This is a genomic window from Streptomyces sp. NPDC050416 (assembly GCF_044458845.1).
GTDB lineage: Bacteria > Actinomycetota > Actinomycetes > Streptomycetales > Streptomycetaceae > Streptomyces.
The window spans coordinates 32,989-49,821 of record NZ_JBITII010000009.1; the positions used below are offsets into that span (position 1 = coordinate 32,989).

The following is a 16,833-nucleotide window of genomic DNA, read 5'->3' on the forward strand; positions in this document are numbered from 1 at the left end:
GTCAAGGCCGGACGGCGCCTCCCCCGTAGGCCGGCGAGCCCGGACGGCCTGCTCTGGTGGTTGCCGCGCTGCGCGGTCTCGGGATCAGCGCCGCGTGGAGCACCGGGGCGAGGATGTGGCGGGTCTCGGCCGGGGTCAGGGCGGCGGGGGTGGGGAGGGGGTTGAGGTAGCGCGTGTAGATGAGGCCGCCGAGGATCGTCACGACCGCCGTGGCGCGGGCGGTCGCGTCCCGGCCGCCGAGAAATTCAACAAGCCGGGCCAGCAACTCGCGTTCCAGATACTCGCGGATCACCTCGGCGGCCTCATCGCCCTGGGCGGTGAGCTGTTGGAAGCCGGCGTCCTCCCACAGGTCCGTCACCGCGTCGATCAGGCGGTCGGGGAGGGTCGCCGGGTCGCCGCCGAGAACGTCGTCCACCGCCAGTGCACTGGCGCACTGGAACTGCATCACGTCCGCGAACAGGCCCTTCTTCGAGCCGAAGTGGTACGCGATCAGCGCCGAGTCGACCCCGGCGGCCCCAGCCACCGCGCGCAGGGTGGTCCCCTGGTAGCCGCGCTCAAGGAACAGCGTGCGGGCCGCCGAGACGATCGACTCGCGGGTCGGCGGGTTGCCGCGGGGACGGCCTCGGGTCCGGGCGGCGGGAGCGGCGGCGTTATTCATCAGCGTTGAGCCTGCGTCTGGCGATCGACACAGTCAAGGGCGTTCCAGCAACCTCACGAAGGGATGGCCCGACCTCATGCGCATCGCAGTCTTCGGCGCCAATGGACCGACCGGCCGCCACCTCGCCGAACAAGCCCTCGCAATCGGCCACGAGGTCGTCGCCGTGACCCGCCGCCCCGGCTCCCTCTCTGCACGACCCGGCCTCACCGTGGCCGTCGCCGACGCCACCGACCCGGCGGCCGTCGACGCCGCGATCGCCGGGACGGACGCCGTCCTCTCCGCGTTGGGCGCGCGTTTCAGCAGGGAGACCATCACCACGTACTCGGCGAGCGCCACCGTGATCACCGGAGCCATGGCCCGCCACGGCATCAAGCGGCTGCTCGCCGTCAGCTCCAGCATCGCCGACCCGAGATGGCGTCCCACCGGAGAGCGCTTCTTCAACCATGTGCTCGACCCGCTGGTGAACCGGCGCCTCGGCCGCACGCTCCACGAGGACATGCGCCGCATGGAGGCCGTGATCCGTCAGACGGGCCTCGACTGGACCCTTGTCCGCCCCTCGGGCCTCTTCGAGCACCCCGTCGTCACGGATTACCACACCGCCGAGACCAGCGCCGACGGCGTCTTCACCGCCCGTGCCGACCTCGCCGCGAGCATGGTGCGCGAACTGGAGGAGCGGCGGTACGTCCGTACGGCCATGGGCGTCATTACCACGGCCGTGAAGCCGAACATCGCCAAGCTGATCTGGAACGAGGGCGTGAAGAAGAGGTGAGCGGGGCGACCGTCGAACTCCCGGCCACCGCTCGAGCGTTCCTCACTCTTCCCCACACGGCCGCCTTCACCACCCTGCGCCCCGACGGCACCCCGCACGTCACCCCCGTCCGCTTCACCTTCGACTCGGCCACCGCCCTGGCCCGGGTGACCACCCGGGCGGGAGCCCGCAAGGCCCGGAACGTGGCGGCGGGCGGTCCGGCGGCCCGCGTCGCGCTCTGCCAGGCGGACGGCCTCCGCTGGGTCACCCTCGAAGGCCGAGCCGCCGTCACCGACGCCCCCGCACGCCTGGCGGAGGCGGTCCACCGCTACACCGTCCGCTACCGCACGGCCCCGCCCGCCCCGCTGGACCTGGTCGTCGTCGAGATCGCCGTCGACCACGTCCTGAGCCTCAACCTCTGACTCCCCGCGGGGAAAGCGAAGTGCCGCCCTCCACTACCGCGAGTCCGGCAAGCCCGACCTCGCCTGCTCATTCGACGACCACGCCCGCTACCTCGATGCCCTGGTTCGACGCCCTCGGCCTCGACGAGGCCGTCCTCGTCGGCCACGGCTGGGGCGACGCACACGCCTTCGACCGAGCCGCCCGCGTCGCTGGCACCGTCCTCGGGCTGGCCTTCACGGAGACGATCGTCAAGCCGCTCGTCGGAGACGAGTTCCCGGCGGCGGGACGGCCGGCCACTACTCCCCGGAGGACCCGCCCCGGGGAACTGGCCGCGGCGATCAATGCCTGGGCCTGCGCCCGAGTGCAGTCGCTCGGCAGCGAACGGCCCCCGGCATGAAGACGCCGGGGGCCTGTGACCTGCAAAACCTCTGCTAGGGGAGGTTGCGCGCCATCACGATGCGCTGGACCTGGTTCGTGCCCTCGTAGATCTGCGTGATCTTGGCGTCGCGCATCATGCGCTCCACCGGGTAGTCCCGCGTGTAGCCGTAGCCGCCGAGGAGCTGGACGGCGTCCGTGGTGGCCTCCATCGCCACGTCCGAGGCGAAGCACTTGGCGGCGGCGCCCAGGTAGGTGAGGTCGGCGTCGCCGCGCTCGGAGGCGGCGGCGGCCTGGTAGGTCAGGGCGCGGGCGGCCGAGATCTTCATGGCCATGTCGGCGAGCATGAACTGGATGCCCTGGAAGTCGGCGATCGGCTTGCCGAACTGCTTGCGCTCCTGGACGTAGCCCTTGGCGTAGTCGAGGGCGCCCTGGGCGATGCCGAGGGCCTGGGCGGCGATGGTGATGCGGGTGTGGTCGAGGGTCTTCATCGCCGTGGCGAAGCCGGTGCCTTCCTCGCCGATCATGCGGTCGGCGGGGATGCGGACGTTGTCGAGGTAGACCTCGCGGGTCGGGGAGCCCTTGATGCCGAGCTTCTTCTCCGGGGCGCCGAAGGAGACGCCCTCGTCCGACTTCTCGACGACGAAGGCCGAGATGCCCTTCGAGCGCTTCGACGGGTCCGTCACCGCCATCACCGTGTAGTACTCGGACTCGCCCGCGTTGGTGATCCAGCGCTTCACGCCGTTGAGGACCCAGAAGTCGCCGTCGCGGACGGCCTTCGTCTTCATACCGGCGGCGTCGGAGCCGGCGTCCGGCTCGGACAGGCAGTACGAGAACATGCCGTCGCCCTTGGCGAGCGGGGCCATGTACTTCTTCTTCAGCTCTTCGGAGCCGGAGAGGATCACGGGGAGCGAGCCCAGCTTGTTCACCGCGGGGATGAGGGAGGAGGAGGCGCAGACGCGCGCGACCTCCTCGATCACTATGACGGTCGCCAGGGCGTCGGCGCCCGAGCCGCCGTACTCCTCGGGTACGTGCACGGCGTGCAGGTCGTTCGCGACCAGTGCCTCGAGCGCCTCGCGCGGGAAGCGGGCCTCCTCGTCCACCGCGGCGGCGTACGGCGCGATCTTCGCCTCGGCCAGTGAGCGGACGGCGTCGCGGAGCATGTCGTGCTCCTCGGACGGGCGGTACAGGTCGAAGTCAGCCGATCCGGCCAAGGTCTCTCACGCTCCAAAACGCTGCGATGGTGGCGCTAACTACCGTTAAGTAATCAAAAGTTTATGGGCTCGCCCACAGGAGGGATACGTGACCTAGACGACAGCGGGAAAGTTGCCCCGTTAAGCGCGCTCCCATGCCCCGGATATGCTCGGGCGCGCACCTGCCGTAGACCTCTGGAGCACCCATGGCCCTGAAGATCACCGTGATCGGCACCGGTTATCTCGGCGCGACACACGCGGCGGCCATGGCCGAGCTCGGCTTCGAGGTGCTCGCCCTCGACGTCGTACCCGAGAAGATCGAGAAGCTGGAGCGCGGCGAGGCCCCGATGTACGAGCCGGGGCTCGACGAGTTGCTGCGGCGGCATGTCGCGGGGATCGAGGGCGCCAGCGGGCGGCTGCGCTTCACTCAGGACTGGGCCGAGGTCGGCGCGTTCGGCGATGTGCACTTCGTCTGCGTGAACACCCCGCAGCGGCACGGCGAGTACGCCTCCGACATGAGTTACGTCGACTCCGCGTTCGCCTCACTCGCCCCGCATCTGCACGGTCCCGCCCTGGTCGTCGGCAAGTCGACCGTGCCCGTCGGCACCGCCGACCGGCTGGCGGCCTACCTGTCCGCGCACGCGCCGGCCGGCGAAGGCGCCGAGCTGGCGTGGAACCCGGAGTTCCTGCGCGAGGGCTTCGCCGTCAAGGACACGCTGCACCCCGACCGGATCGTGGTGGGCGTGCGCAGCGAGCGCGCCGAGAAGCTGCTGCGCGAGGTGTACGCCACGCCGATCGCCGAGGGCTCGCCGTTCGTGGTGACGGACTTCCCGACCGCCGAGCTGGTGAAGACCTCCGCGAACTCCTTCCTCGCGACGAAGATCTCCTTCATCAACGCGATGGCGGAGGTGTGCGAGGCCGCGGGCGGTGACGTCGCCAAGCTGGCGGAGGCCATCGGCTACGACGACCGGATCGGCAAGAAGTTCCTGCGGGCCGGGATCGGCTTCGGCGGCGGCTGTCTGCCGAAGGACATCCGGGCGTTCATGGCGCGCGCCGGTGAGCTGGGCGCGGACCAGGCGCTGACCTTCCTGCGGGAGATCGACTCCATCAACATGCGCCAGCGCGGGCAGATGGTCGAGCTGACCCGGCAGGCGCTGGGCGGCGGGCCGTTCCTCGGCAAGCGCGTCGCCGTCCTGGGCGCGACCTTCAAGCCCGACTCGGACGACGTCCGGGACTCCCCCGCGCTGAACGTCGCCGGGCAGATCCACCTCCAGGGCGGCCAGGTCACGGTCTACGACCCCAAGGGCATGGACAACGCCCGCCGCGTCTTCCCGACCCTCGGGTACGCCGACTCGGCGCTGGAGGCGGTGCGCGGTGCCGACATCGTGCTGCACCTGACGGAGTGGCGGGAGTTCCGCGAGCTGGACGAGGAGGCCCTCGGCGAGGTCGCGGCGGCCCGGGTCATCCTCGACGGCCGCAACGCCCTCGACCCGGAGCGCTGGCGCAAGGCCGGGTGGACGTACCGGGCGATGGGGCGGCCGACCGCCTGAGTCGAGGGCCGCGTCGCGGACGGCTCCTCGAATTCCGGTCCGCGTTCCATGAATTCCTGATGGCTTTGCGGGAGATTCGGGAATTCTCGTGGGGTCCGTGAAGAAACGGGCGGATCAGCGCGGATTTTCTGTGCGCCTTTCACTGTCACGCCCGGCGCCGAGGCCTCGCTCGGCCAGGTCCCCCAAGGGCAGCAGCCCCTTCCGGCTTCGACATATGCCGTCGCGCTCGAAATCACCAATATGAGTTCGAATTTCATTCGAGCAGACCGCGGAATCGACCGTTCTCACAGCCTGGCCCCCTGACAGAGAGGGTCAGGAAACAATCGATTAACAGACGCGTAGTTGCACGGAATCCCCCTTCCACTCCACTGGTCGTCATTCGCCACACCTTCCATTTGGCTTGACCCGACCATGCCAGGAGTGCCCCATGCCCTTGTTCTCCCGGGCGGAGTGGCCGCGGGATCACCGCGACGAGTTGGTGGCCGGCGCGCTCGTCGGCGCCGTCGTCATCGTGCTGGGTTACGCGTCGGGCATCGGTGCCCCCTCCGCCTCCGGCGGCACGCAGACCGCAGCTCCCCCCGCAGCACCGCCCGCGGCCACCGCGCCGGCCGACCCCACACCGGCCGCGCCGGGCGGCCCCGGCGTATCCGACCCGGGCGCCGGTGCGGGCCAAGTCCCCGTAGGCGGTGGCCCATTGCCCGGCTACGGCGGAATCGGTGCGGACGCAGGGTACGGCACCGGCGGCTCGGACGGGTCCGGCCACACCGGCCACACGCCCTCCCCGCCCACCGGCACCGGCTCCCCCTCCCCCTCTCCCACCCCCACACCCACCCCGTCGGGGTCCGCCCCGGCCGACGGTGACACCTGCGAGGACGGCGAGGTCATCCTCGTCCAACCCCTCCTCGGCGGGCTCACCGAGCCCGTGTTCGGGCTGCTCGACGGCGCGGGCGAGACCCCCGCTCCGCAGCCCTCCCCCTGTGGCGGCCTGGCCTCGGCCGGCAGCCTCCTCGGCGGCATCGCGTCCCCCCTGCCGGAGGCGACCCCGTGACCACGACCGCTCGCCGCGCCCTGCTGCTGCTCCTGCTCACCCCGCTCCTCTACGTCCTGGCCGGGGCGCCCCAGACCGCCTCCGCCCACACCGAGCTCGTCTCCTCCGCCCCGAAGGACGGGGCGGAGCTGAAGAAGGCCCCCGGCCACCTCACCCTCACCTTCGACGAGGCCGTCGACCTCGCCGACGTCCGTGTGCTGACGATGAGCGGTGACCGGCTGCCGGTGTCCCATGCGCCGGGCGGCGGGGCCGACGCCGTGCGGGTGGCGCTCGCCGCCCCGGAGCACGGTGAGATCGCCGTCATGTGGTCCGTCGTCGACGCGGAGGACGGGCACGCCTCCTCCGGCCGGATCGCCCTCACCATCGGCGCCCCGGCCGCCGGCACCGGCGGCGACGAGGCCGCCGCCTCCACTCCCGCCCCCTCCCCCGCGCTGCGCAAGGCCCTCGTCGCCGCCCGCTGGGCCGGCTACCTCGCGCTCGCCCTGTTCGTCGGCGGTCTCGCCTTCGTGGTGCTGCTGTGGCCGCGCGGCGCGGACGAGCCGCGGTGCCGGGCGCTGCTCGTCCTCGCCTGGACGGTCGGGCTGCCGGCCACCGTCGCGAGCATCGGCCTCCAGGGCGGCTACGGCACGCTCGGCGGCCTGCGGGACGCGCTGCGCCCGGCGACGTACGCCGATCTGCTGGCCACCGAGCCCGGGGTCGTGCTCGCCGCCCGCGCTCTGCTGTGGGTGCTGGCGGCCGTGGTGCTCGGTGCCCTGCTCCAGGGTGGTGCCGCCACCTCCCGTTCCCCGGGCTGGCGGGTGGGCGCCCTCGCGGTGACGTTCGGGCTGCTGCGGACGACCGGTATGACGGGCCACGGCTCCGAGGGCCCCGAGCCCACGTGGGGTGCCGTCGCCGACTTCGTCCATCTGCTGGGCGCCTCCCTGTGGATCGGCGGGCTGGCCGTGCTCGCGCTGGCCGTGCTGCCGCGTCGGCGAGCGGGGGAGCTGGCGGAGGTGGTGCCGGGTTACTCACGCCTCGCGGCGGTGAGTGTCACCGGGATCGTCGGCGCCGGACTGGTCCTCGCCTGGCAGGTGGTGGGGTCGTACGACGCCCTGCTGCACACCTCGTACGGGCAGCTGCTCCTGCTGAAGACGGGCGTGCTCGGGGCCGTCCTGCTCGCCGCGTTCGCGAGCCGCCAGTGGGTGCGCACCCGCCTCGATCTCGCCGTGCTGCTGCGCGGCGACGCCGCCACCGTGCGGCCCTTCGGTTACTCGGTCGCGGCCGAGACGGGGCTCGTCCTCGTCGTGCTCGCCGTGACGAGTCTGCTGGTCACGGCCGACCCCGGCCGCTGAACTCCCCCAAGCACAAGGAGCAGAAGTGAAACGAACCAACGAGAGCGACGAGACCGGTCAGGGGCGGCGCCGGCCGCCCGCCGGGAACCGGGGTCTGCTCGTCGCCGGGCTCGGTGCGGCGCTGGCCGCCGTGCTCAGCCTCGGATTGCTGAGCGCCGTCTCCGGTTCCACACCGGCCGGCTCGGAGCAGGTCACGGGCGCGGCTCAGGCGCCCGTGGCCGCCGCCGAGGCACGGCCCGCCGCCGCCGAGGCCGACCACCAGGTCGACATCATGGGCAACAAGTTCGGCGACGGGAAGCAGCTCGTCGTCGAGGTCGGCGAGACCGTCCAGTGGACCAACCACGACAGCGTGCCGCACACGGTCACCACCACCAAGGCCCCGGTGAAGTTCGACTCGGGGACGCTGGAGCAGGGTGACTCCTGGTCGTACACCTTCACCAAGGCCGGGACCTACGAGTACTACTGCGCGGTGCACCCGGACATGACCAGCTCGGTGAAGGTCGTCGCGGCCGGCGGTGGCGGCGGTGGCGGCGGGTCGACGCCCGCCCCGACGCCTGCCCCGACGGGCACCCCCACGGCAGGTCCCGCCCCCACGCACGCACCGACCACCGCGCCCACCACCGGCCCGTCCCCCACGGGCGGCACCGGCGGCGGGAGCGGAGGCGGCTCGGGCGGCAGCGACGAGCAGTGCGCCAGCGTCCAGAACGAGCTGCTTCCGATCCTGCAGCACCTCTACACGGCGCACCTGGAGCGGTCGCCGGGGCAGCAGGTGCAGGACGCGCTGGCCCTCGACTCGTACCTCAGGACGCACACGGTGTGGGTCGAGAGCATCCTCAAGCCCGCGATCGCGGACGGCGGTTCGGTGCTAGACGACACGCTCGGCGTGCTGCTGAACCACATCAACAAGGCGCACCTGGAGGAGTCGCCCGGGCAGCAGGTCACCGATCTGCTGAACCCCGACGCCTACGTGAAGATGCACACCGTCTGGGCCGGGCAGATGCTCAAGCCCACGACGGACTTCCTCACCGGCAACTGCTGACGCGGTCCGCGACAGCAGGGTGGACGCCGCTCCGGCCGGGGCTCAGCCGGCCGGAGCGGCGCCCGCTCCATTCTCCACACCCTCACCATGCTTCGGGAACCGCCTTCCAAGGAGACCGGGATGACGACCGTCACCCTGCCCACCGTCCCTCCCCCGTCGCCGTCGCGCGGCGGCGCCGGCAGCCGGCTGCCGCTGCCCGGCCGGTACACCGTGGCCCCCGGCCGCTCGCTCACCGAACTCACCGCCTGGTGCGGACCGCTGCCCGTGCTGCGCCGGCGCGTCACGCTCGGCGGGGCGTCCCTCACCGTGCCGGAGGACGCCGAACACCCTTCGTTCCGCTACGAGTTCGACGACCGCCTGCTGTCCGCCGCGCTCACCTCGGAGCGGGTGGACGAGGTCCACGGCCGTCTCCAGCTCACCGGCGACCTCGACCTGGACGGCCTGGCCTTTCCCGTCCTGCTGCGGCTGCGGGTGGTCGAGCGGGCCGACGACCGGTTGCTGGTCGTGGGGCACGCCCGGCTGCCGTACCGGCTGCTGCGGCGCGCCACGGGGTTCCGGCTGCCGTGGCGCCGGCCGGCCACCCGGCTGCGACTGCTGGTCGCGGCGGAGTTCGCGTGAGGGCGGCCCGGCGGACGGCCCGGGGTGCCGCCGTGTCCGCCGTCCTGACGCTCCTCGCCCTGCCGCTGCTGCCGGCCGGGCAGGCGTCGGCGGCCTCGTACAGCGTGACGATGAAGGGGTACGCCTTCTCGCCCGCGAGCCTGAGCGTCCCGGCCGGGTCGACGGTGACCTGGACCAACCAGGACACGGCACCGCACGACGTGAAGACCACCTCGGGCCCCGTCCAGATCCACTCCCCGATGCTCGACAAGGGACAGAGCTGGAGCTTCACGTTCACCACGGCCGGGTCGTACGGCTACGTCTGCACCGTCCACCCGAACATGACGGCCGGGATCACGGTCCGTGCGGCGGCACCGGCGACGACGGCGGCACCGACGGCGCACGAGCACCACACCGGCTCCTCCTCGAAGCACCGGGCGACCGCGCCGAGCCGCACCACGCCGGGCGGCGGGACGCCGACGATGCGCATGCCGTCCTCGTCGCCGTCTTCCGCCACCTCCCCGGCGGCCGCGGGCCAGTCACCGCCGGCGTCACCGTCCACGGCCGCACAGGCCGCGCAGCAGCCGCAGACCCAGACGGCCGCCTCATCCACCCGCCCCCTCGACCCGCTGCTCGTGCTGACCGGCATCGTGGCCGGGGTCGCGGTGCTGTGCCTGCTCCTGGTCGGCTCCCGGGCGTCGGCTCCCCAGGCATCCCGGGCGCCACGGGAGGAGGAGCCGTAGGTCAGCCCTTCGCCCGGTAGCGGCGCATCTTCGCCCGGGCGCCGCAAACCTGCATCGAGCACCAGCGGCCCCGGCCGGCCGGGCTGCGGTCGTAGTACGCCCAGAGGCAGTCGGTGGCCTCGCAGGCCTTGAGCCTGCTCCAGGTGCCGGCGACCAGTGCCTCGGCGACGGCGGCTGCGACCCGGGAGAGCAGCGGGCCTCCGTCGGCCGGGGCGAGGGCCGCCGAGCCGTCCCGGCGGTCGACCGCCACCAGCAGCGGCGCCCCGGCCAGCAGGTCGCCGAGCGGGGTCACCTCGCGGTGCGGCGGGTGGCCCGCGTGGGCGAGCAGGACCACGCGCAGCGACTCACGCAGCGCCTTGGCGTCCTCGACCTCGTCCTGCGTGATCCCGAAGCGCGCCCGGCCCTCCGCCGTGTCCAGCGAGTCGGCACCCGACTCGATGTCCAGCGTGTTCACCAGGGCCTCGACCAGGGCCAGGCCGCCGGGCGCGGGCGCTCTCTCCGTCATGGCTGGACCGTACCTCTCGCGTTTCCCCTTGCGAGGTTACCGCCAATGCGGGAGCATGCAGTAACGGTTACCGGTTACCCGGCCTATGAGGGTAACCACGAAGGTGACCCGCAAGGTAACAGCCGCTTCAAGGAGGAAGTCATGGCTCTCGCCAAGCTGGATGTCGTCGTCCTGGACTGTCCCGACCCGCGCGCACTGGCCGGTTTCTACGCCGAGGTGCTCGGCGGCACTCCCACGGTGGAGTCCGACGACTCGGGCGAGTGGGTCGACCTGAAGGTGCCGGGCGGAGCGGCGCTGGCCTTCCAGCAGTCCCCGGGGTACGTACCGCCGAAGTGGCCGTCGCCCGACGGCTCTCAGCAGTTCCATCTCGACCTGGTCGTGGAGGATCTGGACGCGGCCGAGAAGGGCGTGCTGGCGCTCGGCGCGAAGCCGCTGGACGCCGAGGACCGGACGCGGACGTTCCGGGTTTATGCCGATCCGGCCGGGCACCCGTTCTGCCTCTGCGCCTGCTGACACCGGGAGGCTTCATGTCCGCTGTGGCACGTTTCCGTTCCGTCGTCGTCGACTGCCCCGATCCGCGCGAGCTGGCCCGTTTCTACGCGCAGGTCGGGGGCGGCACGCCCGAGGACGACGACCCCGACTGGGTGGTGCTGCGGATCCCCGGCGGGCCGCGGCTCGCCTTCCAGCGCTCGCCCGGGTACACCCCGCCGGAGTGGCCCCGGTCCGACCGCAACGCCCAGCAGTTCCACCTGGACTTCGACGGCGGGTCGACCTGGGAGGAGATCGACGCGGCCGAGGAGCGGGTGCTGGCGCTGGGGGCGCGGGTGCTGGACCGGGAGGACTACGAGAAGAAGGACTTCCGGGTGTACGCCGACCCGGCGGGGCATCCGTTCTGCCTGTGCCGGATCGAGCACACGCCCTGAGTCACCCGCCGGTCATCCGTCCAGCTCGGAGATGGTCGCCGTCGACGGCTCGCGTCGCTGCTGGGCGGCGCGGGCGGTGAAGTCGGCGCCGCGCAGAATCCGCTGGACGTTGCCCCAGGTCAGCAGGGCCACGTCCGCCTCGTCCCAGCCGCGTCGCAGCAGCTCGGCGATCAGCCGCGGATAGCAGGAGGTGTCGCCGAGCTCCTGCGGGTGGGCCGAGCCCGAGTCGTACGTACCGGACAGCCCGACGCACTGCGCCCCGGCCACGCCCCGGATGTGGTCGAGATGGTCGGCGACGTCGCGGACGGTCGGGCCGGTCTGCTCGGCGGTCAGCGGCACCAGGCACAGTCCCTTGGCCGCGCCCAGCTCCGCCAGCAGGTCGTCGGGGAGGTTGACCGGGTGGGGGCGAAGGGCCCGGGCGGCGGAGCGGCTGAACAGCACGGGAGCCCGGGACAGGATCAGCACCCGGCGGACGGTCGGCGCGGAGGCCCCGGAGAGATCCGCGATCACACCGATCCGGTTCATCTCGCGCACGACTTCCTCGCCGAACCGCGTCAGCCCCGCGTCACTCGCCCAGGAGACCCCGGTCAGCGTCAGTACGCGCAGGCCGAGGAAGCGCAGCTGGCGCAGGACGCCCAGCGAGTCACCCATGGCCGGGGCCCCGGCGGGACCGAGGAGCACGGCGACGCGGCCGCAGTTGCGGGCGTCCGCGACCTGCCCCGCCGAACAGGCCGGCCGCAGCCCCTCCTCGCAGCTCCGGGCGATGCTCTTGGCCACGTCCAACTGCTCCAGGGTGGCGCCGACGGCCCGGTCGCCGTCCAGGCCCTCGGGCAGGTGCAGCGACCAGAACAGCGCGCCCACATGCCCGCGGCGCAGGCGGGGCACGTCCGTGCCGACGGTGCCCTCGCCCTCCTCCAGGTCGTAGTAGGACAGGCGCCTGAGTGCCCAGGGCAGTCCGTTGTAGCCGTCGGCGACGGGGTGGGCGGCGAGGATGGCGTGGGCCCGGGTCATCGGCGCGTCGTCCGGGTCGGAGACGGGCTCATAGGGCTCCGCCGGGTCCGCCGCCATGACGGCCTCATCGGGGGACGACTGGGACAGGTCGTCGAACTCACCGGCCGCGGCGGTGGGGCGCAGGTCGTCCTGGAGGTCTGCCATGGCGGCTCCGTACGGTCGTTCGTGAGGTACGGTCACCGTCGCACGCAGCGCTGAAGGGTTCCTGGTGGGCGGGGCGTTCGGAGTACGGTCCCGGGCTCGCGCGGCGACCCCCTCAGGGCAGCCGGGCCGCCTCGATCACCTCGTCGAGGGTGTCACGGGAGCGGACCAGGTCGGCGATCATCCGGTCGATGCGGGCACGCTCGGTGGTGAGCTCGGCGACCAGGTTGGGTGTGGCGCGGACCGAGGGCCCGCCGTCCGTGTCCCGCAGGCACGGCAGCAGCTGGACGATCTTCTCGCTGCACAGTCCCGCCGCGAACAGCTCCTGGATCCGGATGACCCGGTCCACGGCCGCCTCCGGATACTCCCGGTGTCCGCCGGACGTCCGCTCGGCGGTGAGCATCCCCTGTTTCTCGTAGTAGCGCAGCGACCGCTCGCTGACATTGGTACGCCGGGCCAGTTCACCGATCCGCACGTCCCACTCCCGGACTTGAATCTGACATCAGTGTCAGGTTTTAGCGTACGGGCATGACGCAGCACACGACAGCACTCTTCGAACCGGCTCGTCTCCCCGGGCTGGACCTGCCCAACCGTCTGGTGATGGCGCCCCTGACCCGCAACCGGGCCGAGGCCGACGGCACCCCCACCCCACTGATGGCCACGTACTACGCCCAGCGCGCCTCCGCCGGGCTGATCATCGCCGAGGCCGCGACGCCGAACGCGGTCGGGCAGACGTACCCGAACATCACCGCCGTCCACACCCCCGCGCACGTGGCCGGCTGGCGGCAGGTCACGGACGCCGTGCGCGACGCGGGCGGCCGGATGTTCCTCCAGCTCCAGCACGGCGGCCGGGTCGGCCACCCGGCGACCAGCGGGCTGACGCCGGTCGCGCCCTCGCCCGTCCCGCTCCCCGAGACGATCTTCACGCTGGAGGGTCACCGGCCGGCCCCGGTACCGCGGGAGATGACCGCCGAGGACATCCGCACCACCGTCGCCGACTTCGCACGCGCCGCCCGGAACGCGACCGACGCCGGGTTCGAGGGGGTGGAGGTGCACTCCGCCAACGGCCATCTGCTCCACCAGTTCCTCGCCCGCAACACCAACCTGCGCACCGACGGCTACGGCGGGCCGGTCGCCGCCCGGATCCGGTTCACCGCCGAGGTGACCGAGGCCGTGGCCGCCGAGATCGGCGCGGAGCGTGTGGGTCTGAGGGTCTCCCCCGGCAACACCGTCAACGGCATCGAGGAGGGCGAGACGGAGGAGATCTACCCGGCGCTCGTCGAACGGCTGGGCGGCCTGAATCTGGCGTATCTGCACCTGGGGTACGCAGACCCGGACACGCCGGTGTTCCGCACGGTGCGCGCCGGCTGGCCCGGGGTGATCGTCGCCAACCCGGTGCTGAAGGAGATCTCCACGCAGGCTGTGCTCCGGGCGTCCGAGGACCTGCTGGCCGCCGGTGCGGACCTGATCGCGCTCGGCCGGCCCTTCCTCGCCAACCCGGATCTGGTGACGCGGCTGCGGCTCGGGGCGCCCCTGAACGAGATGCGCGACCGGTACTTCATGTACGTGGGCGGGGCGACCGGCTACACCGACTACCCCGCCCTCGACGCTCAGCCGTCGAGCGACTCGATCGTCTTGTTGGACGGCGACCGCGTCGCCTGAAGCCCCCGGGCCACGGCCTGCGCCGCGTCCAGCACCCGGACCGCGTTCTTCCAGGTCAGCTTCGCCAGGTCGGCCTTGGACCAGCCGCGGTCCATGAGTTCCGCGATCAGGTTCGGGTAGCCGGAGACGTCGTCCAGGCCGTCGGGGGTAAAGGCCGTGCCGTCGTAGTCGCCGCCGATGCCGAGGTGGTCGATGCCGGCCGCCTCGCGCATGTGGTCCAGGTGGTCGGCGACCGTGGACACCGTGGCGACCGGGCGCGGGTGCCGCTCCTCGAAGGCACGGTGGACCTTCATGGCCTCCGCGGTGGTGTCGAGGTGGTGGAAGCCGTGGGCGCGCATGTTCTCGTCGGCCGCGGCCGTCCACTCGACGGCGGCCTGGAGCACGAACTTCGGCACGAACGTCACCATCGCGACGCCGCCGTTGGCGGGCAGCCGCTCCAGGACGTCGTCCGGGATGTTGCGCGGGTGGTCGCACACGGCCCGCGCCGAGGAGTGGGAGAAGATCACCGGGGCGGAGCTCGTGTCGAGCGCGTCGCGCATGGTCGTCGCCGCCACGTGGGAGAGGTCGACGAGCATGCCGAGCCGGTTCATCTCCCGCACGACCTCCCGGCCGAACGCGGTGAGGCCGCCGGACCTGGGTTCGTCGGTCGCGGAGTCCGCCCAGTCCACGTTGTCGTTGTGGGTGAGCGTCAGATAGCGCACGCCCAGCGCGTACAGACCCCGCAGGGTGCCCAGGGAGTTGGCGATGGAGTGCCCGCCCTCCGCGCCCATGAGGGAGGCGATCCGGCCCTCCCGGCGCGCGGCCTCCATGTCGGCGGCCGTCAGCGCGGGCCGCAGGTCCTCCGGGTGGCGGTCGATCAACTGCCGTACGCAGTCGATCTGTTCGAGCGTGGCCGCGACCGGGTCGGGCAGGTCCGTACGGACGTACACCGACCAGTACTGCGCACCGACCCCGCCCGCGCGCAGCCGCGGGATGTCGGTGTGCAGGTGGGCGCTCTGGTCGGCGGCGACATCGCGGGCGTCGAGGTCGTAGCGGACCTGCTCGCGCAGCGCCCAGGGCAGGTCGTTGTGCCCGTCGACGACCGGGAACTCTCTCAGGAGTTCCCGGACCGCCTCCGCGGAGGTCATCGTCGTCACTTCCCCGCGCCGAAGCCGAAGCCGCCCGAGCCCTCGACCTTGGAGCGCAGGCGCTTGCCCTTCTCGGTGGCCTGGTCGTTGAGCTCCTGCTGGAAGTCGCGCATGCGGCCGCGGAGCTCGTCGTCGTGCGCGGCGAGGATGCGGGCCGCGAGCAGACCGGCGTTACGGGCACCGGCGACGGAGACCGTGGCGACCGGGACACCGGCCGGCATCTGCACGATCGACAGCAGGCTGTCCATGCCGTCGAGGTACTTCAGCGGTACGGGCACGCCGATGACCGGCAGCGGGGTGACGGAGGCGAGCATGCCGGGCAGGTGGGCGGCGCCGCCGGCCCCGGCGATGATCACCTTGAGCCCACGCTCGTCGGCCTGCTCGCCGTAGGCGACCATCTCGCGCGGCATGCGGTGCGCGGAGACGACGTCCACCTCGTAGGCGATCTCGAACTCGTCGAGGGCCTTGGCGGCTGCCTCCATGACGGGCCAGTCGCTGTCCGACCCCATGACGATGCCGACAACAGGGCTCATTCGGTGATCGTGCCTCTCAGGTAACCGGCTGCGTGACGGGCGCGCTCCAGCACGTCGTCCAGGTCGTCGCCGTAGGTGTTGACGTGACCGACCTTGCGGCCGGGCTTCACGTCCTTGCCGTACATGTGGATCTTGAGCTGGGGGTCGCGGGCCATGCAGTGCAGGTACGCGGAGTACATGTCCGGGTAGTCGCCGCCGAGGACGTTGACCATGACCGTCCACTTCGCGCGCGGGCGCGGGTCGCCGAGGGGCAGGTCCAGGACCGCCCGGACGTGGTTGGCGAACTGGCTGGTGACCGCGCCGTCCATCGACCAGTGGCCGGAGTTGTGCGGGCGCATCGCGAGTTCGTTGACGAGGATGCGGCCGTCGCGGGTCTGGAACAGCTCGACGGCGAGGTGCCCGACGACGCCGAGTTCCTTGGCGATGTTCAGCGCCATCTCCTCGGCCCGCAGGGCGAGGCCCTCGTCGAGGCCGGGGGCGGGCGCGATCACCGTGTCGCAGACGCCGTTGACCTGGCGGGACTCCACGACCGGGTAGGCGACGGCCTGGCCGTGCGGGGAACGCACGACGTTGGCGGCGAGCTCGCGGACGAAGTCGACCTTCTCCTCGGCGAGCACGGGGACACCGGCCCTGAACGGGTCGGCGGCCTCCTCGACGGAGTCGACGACCCACACGCCCTTGCCGTCGTAGCCGCCGCGGACGGTCTTGAGAACGACGGGGAAACCGTCACCCTCGGCGGCGAAGGCCGCCACGTCCTGCGGATCGGAAACGATTCTGTGTCTGGGGCAGGGCACGCCGATCGCGTCGAGCTTCGCGCGCATCACGCCCTTGTCCTGGGCGTGCACGAGCGCGTCGGGGCCGGGGCGCACGGGGATGCCGTCCGCCTCCAGGGCCCTGAGGTGCTCGGTGGGTACGTGTTCGTGATCGAAGGTGATCACATCGCACCCGCGTGCGAAGGCGCGCAGCGTCTCCAGGTCGCGATAGTCGCCGACGACGACATCGTTCACGACCTGCGCAGCTGAGTCCTGCGGGGTGTCACTGAGGAGCTTGAACCTGATGCCCAGCGGGATGCCTGCCTCGTGTGTCATACGAGCGAGCTGGCCCCCGCCGACCATGCCGACTACCGGGAAAGTCACGCCCCCAGGGTATCTGCCGCGCCAAGGTGGCCGGTTTCCTGTCCCACCCCGGCCCCGTCCGGACCATCTCCGGCCGCCCACCGCCGCCCGCAGGAAGATCGCGCTGAAGGG

Annotated in this window: 19 protein-coding genes and 1 pseudogene; 12 read left to right on the forward strand and 8 right to left on the reverse strand. The window is 72.1% G+C overall.

Going from position 1 to position 16,833, the window contains the following annotated elements:
* Position 1: 1 nt before the first annotated feature.
* Positions 2-658: a TetR/AcrR family transcriptional regulator gene (locus ACIBL4_RS26440; protein WP_399414220.1), complete on the reverse strand. Its 657-nt coding sequence runs from the start codon at positions 656-658 to the stop codon at positions 2-4.
* A gap of 76 nt (positions 659-734) precedes the next feature.
* Between ACIBL4_RS26440 and ACIBL4_RS26445 the strand changes: the two genes are divergently transcribed.
* The 3 genes and pseudogenes from ACIBL4_RS26445 to ACIBL4_RS26455 all read left to right on the forward strand — a co-directional run.
* On the forward strand, positions 735-1,427 hold the full coding sequence (locus ACIBL4_RS26445; protein ID WP_399414222.1) for an NAD(P)-dependent oxidoreductase: 693 nt from the start codon (positions 735-737) through the stop codon (positions 1,425-1,427).
* Positions 1,424-1,828: a pyridoxamine 5'-phosphate oxidase family protein gene (locus tag ACIBL4_RS26450; protein WP_399414224.1), complete on the forward strand. Its 405-nt coding sequence runs from the start codon at positions 1,424-1,426 to the stop codon at positions 1,826-1,828. The genes ACIBL4_RS26445 and ACIBL4_RS26450 overlap by 4 nt, the downstream gene beginning before the upstream one ends.
* A 40-nt stretch (positions 1,829-1,868) precedes the next feature.
* Positions 1,869-2,130: pseudogene (locus ACIBL4_RS26455) on the forward strand (haloalkane dehalogenase); the annotation flags it as partial.
* Between the two features lie 109 nt (positions 2,131-2,239).
* Here ACIBL4_RS26455 and ACIBL4_RS26460 read toward each other — a convergent pair.
* Positions 2,240-3,397, reverse strand: a complete 1,158-nt coding sequence (locus ACIBL4_RS26460) for an acyl-CoA dehydrogenase family protein (protein ID WP_399414226.1) — start codon at positions 3,395-3,397, stop codon at positions 2,240-2,242.
* Positions 3,398-3,582: 185 nt separating this feature from the next.
* On the opposite strand from ACIBL4_RS26460, the gene ACIBL4_RS26465 reads away from it, so the two are divergent.
* From ACIBL4_RS26465 to ACIBL4_RS26490, 6 genes are all read left to right on the forward strand, one after another.
* Entirely contained in the window at positions 3,583-4,926 is a 1,344-nt protein-coding gene (locus ACIBL4_RS26465; protein ID WP_399414228.1) for a UDP-glucose dehydrogenase family protein, read from the forward strand.
* A gap of 427 nt (positions 4,927-5,353) precedes the next feature.
* Positions 5,354-5,974 (forward strand): hypothetical protein, encoded by a 621-nt coding sequence (locus ACIBL4_RS26470; RefSeq protein WP_399414231.1) that lies wholly within the window; start codon positions 5,354-5,356, stop codon positions 5,972-5,974.
* The gene (locus ACIBL4_RS26475) at positions 5,971-7,305 is read left to right on the forward strand and encodes a copper resistance CopC/CopD family protein (protein ID WP_399414233.1); all 1,335 of its coding nucleotides are present in this window, start codon (positions 5,971-5,973) and stop codon (positions 7,303-7,305) included. The genes ACIBL4_RS26470 and ACIBL4_RS26475 overlap by 4 nt, the downstream gene beginning before the upstream one ends.
* 25 nt (positions 7,306-7,330) lie before the next feature.
* Positions 7,331-8,344 carry a cupredoxin family copper-binding protein gene (locus ACIBL4_RS26480; RefSeq protein WP_399414235.1) on the forward strand — a complete coding sequence of 338 codons (1,014 nt, stop codon included), beginning with the start codon at positions 7,331-7,333 and terminating at the stop codon, positions 8,342-8,344.
* A gap of 120 nt (positions 8,345-8,464) precedes the next feature.
* Positions 8,465-8,962: a hypothetical protein gene (locus ACIBL4_RS26485; RefSeq protein WP_399414237.1), complete on the forward strand. Its 498-nt coding sequence runs from the start codon at positions 8,465-8,467 to the stop codon at positions 8,960-8,962.
* Between the two features lie 32 nt (positions 8,963-8,994).
* The gene (locus tag ACIBL4_RS26490) at positions 8,995-9,684 is read left to right on the forward strand and encodes a cupredoxin family copper-binding protein (protein WP_399414239.1); all 690 of its coding nucleotides are present in this window, start codon (positions 8,995-8,997) and stop codon (positions 9,682-9,684) included.
* A 1-nt stretch (position 9,685) separates the two neighbouring features.
* On the opposite strand, the gene ACIBL4_RS26495 is transcribed toward ACIBL4_RS26490, so the two are convergent.
* Positions 9,686-10,189, reverse strand: coding sequence for a CGNR zinc finger domain-containing protein (locus ACIBL4_RS26495; protein WP_399414241.1), 504 nt, complete (start codon positions 10,187-10,189; stop codon positions 9,686-9,688).
* 141 nt (positions 10,190-10,330) lie between these two features.
* On the opposite strand from ACIBL4_RS26495, the gene ACIBL4_RS26500 reads away from it, so the two are divergent.
* Positions 10,331-10,702, forward strand: coding sequence for a VOC family protein (locus ACIBL4_RS26500; RefSeq protein ID WP_399414243.1), 372 nt, complete (start codon positions 10,331-10,333; stop codon positions 10,700-10,702).
* A gap of 14 nt (positions 10,703-10,716) precedes the next feature.
* On the forward strand, positions 10,717-11,112 hold the full coding sequence (locus ACIBL4_RS26505; RefSeq protein WP_399414245.1) for a VOC family protein: 396 nt from the start codon (positions 10,717-10,719) through the stop codon (positions 11,110-11,112).
* A 12-nt stretch (positions 11,113-11,124) separates the two neighbouring features.
* Here the strand turns inward: ACIBL4_RS26505 and ACIBL4_RS26510 are convergent, their stop codons facing one another.
* On the reverse strand, positions 11,125-12,267 hold the full coding sequence (locus ACIBL4_RS26510) for a dipeptidase (protein WP_399414247.1): 1,143 nt from the start codon (positions 12,265-12,267) through the stop codon (positions 11,125-11,127).
* 112 nt (positions 12,268-12,379) lie between these two features.
* Positions 12,380-12,739 (reverse strand): MerR family transcriptional regulator, encoded by a 360-nt coding sequence (locus tag ACIBL4_RS26515; protein ID WP_399414249.1) that lies wholly within the window; start codon positions 12,737-12,739, stop codon positions 12,380-12,382.
* A gap of 53 nt (positions 12,740-12,792) precedes the next feature.
* Between ACIBL4_RS26515 and ACIBL4_RS26520 the strand changes: the two genes are divergently transcribed.
* Positions 12,793-13,926: an alkene reductase gene (locus ACIBL4_RS26520; protein ID WP_399414251.1), complete on the forward strand. Its 1,134-nt coding sequence runs from the start codon at positions 12,793-12,795 to the stop codon at positions 13,924-13,926.
* Here ACIBL4_RS26520 and ACIBL4_RS26525 read toward each other — a convergent pair.
* Genes ACIBL4_RS26525 through ACIBL4_RS26535 form a run of 3 tightly spaced genes read right to left on the reverse strand, consistent with a single transcriptional unit; the run spans position 13,875 to position 16,722 of the window.
* The gene (locus ACIBL4_RS26525; protein ID WP_399414253.1) at positions 13,875-15,053 is read right to left on the reverse strand and encodes a dipeptidase; all 1,179 of its coding nucleotides are present in this window, start codon (positions 15,051-15,053) and stop codon (positions 13,875-13,877) included. The two genes, ACIBL4_RS26520 and ACIBL4_RS26525, sit on opposite strands and share 52 nt — an antisense overlap.
* Before the next feature lie 5 nt (positions 15,054-15,058).
* Positions 15,059-15,586: a 5-(carboxyamino)imidazole ribonucleotide mutase gene (purE, locus tag ACIBL4_RS26530; protein ID WP_399414255.1), complete on the reverse strand. Its 528-nt coding sequence runs from the start codon at positions 15,584-15,586 to the stop codon at positions 15,059-15,061.
* Positions 15,583-16,722: a 5-(carboxyamino)imidazole ribonucleotide synthase gene (locus tag ACIBL4_RS26535; RefSeq protein WP_399414257.1), complete on the reverse strand. Its 1,140-nt coding sequence runs from the start codon at positions 16,720-16,722 to the stop codon at positions 15,583-15,585. Before ACIBL4_RS26535 ends, purE begins: the two co-directional genes overlap by 4 nt.
* Positions 16,723-16,833 lie beyond the last annotated feature (111 nt).

Coding starts and splice junctions, on each gene's coding strand:
- ACIBL4_RS26500 (WP_399414243.1), top strand. CDS start 10,331: ATGGCTCTCGCCAAGCTGGATGTCGTCGTCCTGGACTGTCCCGACCCG.
- purE (WP_399414255.1), bottom strand. CDS start 15,586: ATGAGCCCTGTTGTCGGCATCGTCATGGGGTCGGACAGCGACTGGCCC.
- ACIBL4_RS26485 (WP_399414237.1), top strand. CDS start 8,465: ATGACGACCGTCACCCTGCCCACCGTCCCTCCCCCGTCGCCGTCGCGC.
- ACIBL4_RS26495 (WP_399414241.1), bottom strand. CDS start 10,189: ATGACGGAGAGAGCGCCCGCGCCCGGCGGCCTGGCCCTGGTCGAGGCC.
- ACIBL4_RS26510 (WP_399414247.1), bottom strand. CDS start 12,267: ATGGCAGACCTCCAGGACGACCTGCGCCCCACCGCCGCGGCCGGTGAG.
- ACIBL4_RS26470 (WP_399414231.1), top strand. CDS start 5,354: ATGCCCTTGTTCTCCCGGGCGGAGTGGCCGCGGGATCACCGCGACGAG.
- ACIBL4_RS26525 (WP_399414253.1), bottom strand. CDS start 15,053: ATGACCTCCGCGGAGGCGGTCCGGGAACTCCTGAGAGAGTTCCCGGTC.
- ACIBL4_RS26465 (WP_399414228.1), top strand. CDS start 3,583: ATGGCCCTGAAGATCACCGTGATCGGCACCGGTTATCTCGGCGCGACA.
- ACIBL4_RS26445 (WP_399414222.1), top strand. CDS start 735: ATGCGCATCGCAGTCTTCGGCGCCAATGGACCGACCGGCCGCCACCTC.
- ACIBL4_RS26505 (WP_399414245.1), top strand. CDS start 10,717: ATGTCCGCTGTGGCACGTTTCCGTTCCGTCGTCGTCGACTGCCCCGAT.
- ACIBL4_RS26440 (WP_399414220.1), bottom strand. CDS start 658: ATGAATAACGCCGCCGCTCCCGCCGCCCGGACCCGAGGCCGTCCCCGC.
- ACIBL4_RS26520 (WP_399414251.1), top strand. CDS start 12,793: ATGACGCAGCACACGACAGCACTCTTCGAACCGGCTCGTCTCCCCGGG.